The sequence below is a fragment of the Microcystis sp. M_OC_Ca_00000000_C217Col genome (assembly GCF_007095585.1).
Classification (GTDB): Bacteria; Cyanobacteriota; Cyanobacteriia; order Cyanobacteriales; family Microcystaceae; genus Microcystis; species Microcystis panniformis.
This window is the reverse complement of sequence record NZ_SFBV01000023.1, coordinates 1-3,599: the sequence shown is the minus strand read 5'-3', so window position 1 is coordinate 3,599 and position 3,599 is coordinate 1. Positions and strand designations below refer to the sequence as shown.

Below are 3,599 nucleotides of genomic sequence, written 5' to 3'. Positions count from 1 at the left end.
AAGTCAAGCTGTATCCTTAACAAGGGAACAGTCAAACTAGGAGCCGTGTGAGGTGAAAGTCTCATGCACGGTTCTGAATGGGAGGGGAGGTCGGTGACGACCTTCTCGACCCCTAATAGTATGACAGCCTTTTTCTGATCAAGACGAAGTGTAACCTAATTGGCTATGGACGACCGACACCTCACACCCCACACCCTGCCCCCAGAAAAAATTTTTTCGGCAAACCCTATTTATCCGGTATTGACCTTGAATAGCCATCGTTGCCCCTTGTTTCCTGTCGAGCGGCGAATGATTAATAATTTCTTTGTAAATCGCAAAACAGATAAAAAATTTCTATGAAAAAACTGGCAAAAATTGGCAAGACCAAAAATGCTGATCAGCTTGGAACAACTGAGATAGAGCATCGTCAATCTGGACATTCAAAATGTCACCAACTTGCCGTGATCCCGATGCTAATAGTCAGAGGGAGACTTGCATAATTTCAAAATCTAAGTTAATCTCTCCTAAAAGTCACCTTTAGGTATTTTGACTAAAAAGAAAGTTGCCTAACTTCTACTCTAGCCTCAAGGCTAATGCTGAAAGCTAGAATCATCGGCTTCATCGACTGGCTCTAGCTAACTCTTTACACCACAGGAGGTCTGTTTGAAAGAGACTTTTATCCACAACCCCATGACATCCGCTACCCCAGAACAGAATAGCAATGCTGAGTCTAACCGAGTCCGTTGCTCGGCTGCCCTGCTGGGATTAGCACTCTCTCTGGGAGTACCTAGCCTTCTCAACTCCACCTCAGAATCAGCCCAGGCCGCCAATTCTGTACCTCCGGAATGGGAAGTGATCGACCTGTCCCAAAAAGCCAAAGCTGCGGGTAAAGAACTAAAAGAACCGCAAATAATCCAATCCCAAGCACTTGCTACCGTCAAATTCATCGCCACATCAGTAGTTGACCATCAGGTAAAACCGGGAGAATCCCTGTGGAGTTTAGCCGACACCTATCAAACCACCCCTTCAGCGATCGCTACCCGCAATAATCTTTCCCCCCAATCCGATCTGATTATCGGACAAACCTTAAAAATTCCCACTCCTGAGCAGTTGCCCCCGGCAGCCCCGGCAGCAACTCCTGAGCAGTTGGATAGTTCCTCTGCTAGTCTGCGTCAAACCCGTCAACGTCTCCAAGAAAGTTTGGCCGCCTTGCGAACCGAGGAAACCCCCCATCAGTCCAATTCTGGGGAAACAGTAATCGTTACTGAAACTACCGCTCTCGTTCCCGATAATTCGCCAACTAGCGTCGAGATTCCCGTTATTGCTCCCGAAGAATCCCCTCGACCAACCAGCCAGGTGATCCCGATTCCCGTTCCCACCCCTGAAAGCGATCGCACGATAGCAACAATTCCCCTTAATCCTCCCTTGACAAGCAGACCGGAAATTCCCAGCGTCGCCCTACGAAATCCGGCTCCTGTGACTGAAATTCCCGCCGTTCCCAATCCTCGGGTCATAATTCCCCCAGAAAATCAAGTTTATCGGGTTCGGCCAGGGGATACCTTAAACACGATCGCTCGCGCTCTCGGCATCACCCCCGCCGAATTAGCCAGGGAAAACGGCATTGACAACCCCAACCGGATTAAAGTTAATCAAACCCTAGTGATTCCCGACCGCTCTGCCAACGCTAGAGTTAATCAAAATCTTACCCCCTTGGTCGGCGATCGCCCTAGATTGTCCTTTAACCCCAGCAATCGACAAAATTTGCCCGCCGCCACCGCCACCACGGGGACGGAAGAATTCCCCGAAAATATCACCGGCAGCTATCGGGAAAGATTGCGCCAAGAGGTGGCTAATCTGCGGGAAACTAACCTTTCGGAAACCCAGAAAAGTATCGCTATTCCCGTCGATAATCCCGCAGAAACCCCCGATGATCGACAAATAAACCCTAATCCCCAATGGACTGCCCTTCGTTCTCGTTCTAACCAAAGCACCCCCCCCCAGATTATCGGTTCGGCCCCTACCAATGTGGAAGAGTATAATGACCGCCTCCGAATTCCCGTCGGCGAAACCGTAGAACCTTCTCTTCCTCCCCTCACTAATCCCGATGAGCATTTACCTAATCCCGCCCCGATTTTTACCGGCTTTATCTGGCCCACCAGAGGTGTGTTAACCTCCGGTTTCGGTTGGCGCTGGGGCAGACCTCATCGCGGCATCGATATCGCCGGTCCAGTGGGTACACCAGTTGTGGCGGCGGCTGCCGGTGAAGTAATCTCCTCCGGCTGGAATTCTGGCGGTTATGGCAATCTGGTGAAACTGCGTCACCCCGATGGTAGCGTCACTCTCTATGCCCATAACAGCCGTCTGTTGGTGCGTCGCGGCGAAACTGTTCAGCAAGGCGAGCCAATTGCCCAGATGGGTAGCACCGGTTTTAGCACCGGCCCCCACCTACATTTCGAGGTTCACCCCTCCGGCCAGGGCGCAGTTAATCCCATCGCTTTCCTGCCAGGCAGACGTTAAAGATGCCCCCAAAGGGAAGATTTTTTCTTCCCTTTTTTGCTCTTGTGCAATTGGGTGATTATGTGTTATCATTGATAACTGTGTAAACAACGGCTTAGTAGCTCAGTTGGTCAGAGCAGGGGACTCATAAGCCCAAGGTCGGCAGTTCAAATCTGCCCTGAGCCATCGGACAAGATCCAAGAAAACCAGCAAGATTATGGTCAGGTGATATCTCTTTCCCTTTTACTTGGGGACGCTCCCTTCGGGTTCTACCTGATAACTTTTTACTGATAACAGCAGCAAGGGAATTCCAAAATTTATTAGCCCAATTGTACTATAACTTTTGCCGATACAGTCACTACCATAATATTCTGGTAGGAGTACCTAGTGGTCAGTGAGTTTATCGAACTGCGTGCGCCCAAAATGTCCTATAGATATTTCGACCAAATTGAGATGCAGCCACGGAAACGAAGCCAAGAGAATGAAAAAACCGGAATTTGAATTTGATCCTAATAAAAGCCAAGCTAACAAAAATAAACATGGTCTAGATTTTGTTGAAGCTCAAGTATTATGGTTAGATTCCCAAAAAGTCGAAATTCCAGCCCGAACAGAAAATGAACCACGATTTGTTGTTATTGGTATAATAGCAGGTAAGCATTGGTCAGCCGTAGTTACCTATCGTCAAACCAAAATCCGTATTATTTCAGTCCGACGCTCTAGACCTGAAGAGGTAGAAATTTATGAAAGCTGAAGATTTTGACCGCAAATTTGATGATGGAGAAAATATCATCGAATACTTGGATTTAACTAAAATTAAACGTTCTAATTCCGAGGAACAAACAATTGCGTTTGAGTTTCCCTCATGGATGGTAGAGGCTCTTGAGCAAGAAAGTCAGCGTCGTGATTTACCGTTACAAGCTATTGTCAAAGACTGGATTGGGGAAAAATTGGCGTTGTCAAATTGAAAGATGATCCGAATCAGCACCGGAACTCAAATTACTTTGATATACTTTAGACGTTCATAATCTGAGATTTATTAAACTTCTGAAATCGTAGAGTCAGCAAGGAATCCAGTTCTTTTTTATGTTTCAAATGGGCATCATTCAAACATTCATAAATGGCTG

The 3,599-nt window shown here is 47.4% G+C and carries 3 protein-coding genes, 1 tRNA gene and 1 pseudogene; 4 read left to right on the top strand and 1 reads right to left on the bottom strand.

All coding sequences use genetic code 11. The annotated features are described in order from the left end of the window. Positions 1-669 precede the first annotated feature (669 nt). The 4 genes from EWV66_RS01250 (at position 670) to brnA (ending at position 3,440) form a co-directional block, all read left to right on the top strand. Positions 670-2,496, top strand: a complete 1,827-nt coding sequence (locus EWV66_RS01250; protein ID WP_072927763.1) for a peptidoglycan DD-metalloendopeptidase family protein — start codon at positions 670-672, stop codon at positions 2,494-2,496. Positions 2,497-2,587: 91 nt separating this feature from the next. Further along, a tRNA-Met gene (locus tag EWV66_RS01245) sits at positions 2,588-2,661 on the top strand. 295 nt (positions 2,662-2,956) lie between these two features. Then, on the top strand, positions 2,957-3,226 hold the full coding sequence (locus EWV66_RS01240; RefSeq protein WP_002759054.1) for a BrnT family toxin: 270 nt from the start codon (positions 2,957-2,959) through the stop codon (positions 3,224-3,226). Then, on the top strand, positions 3,216-3,440 hold the full coding sequence (brnA, locus tag EWV66_RS01235; RefSeq protein ID WP_002759052.1) for a type II toxin-antitoxin system BrnA family antitoxin: 225 nt from the start codon (positions 3,216-3,218) through the stop codon (positions 3,438-3,440). The genes EWV66_RS01240 and brnA overlap by 11 nt, the downstream gene beginning before the upstream one ends. Before the next feature lie 46 nt (positions 3,441-3,486). Here brnA and EWV66_RS01230 read toward each other — a convergent pair. Further along, positions 3,487-3,599: pseudogene (locus EWV66_RS01230) on the bottom strand (IS630 family transposase); the annotation flags it as partial.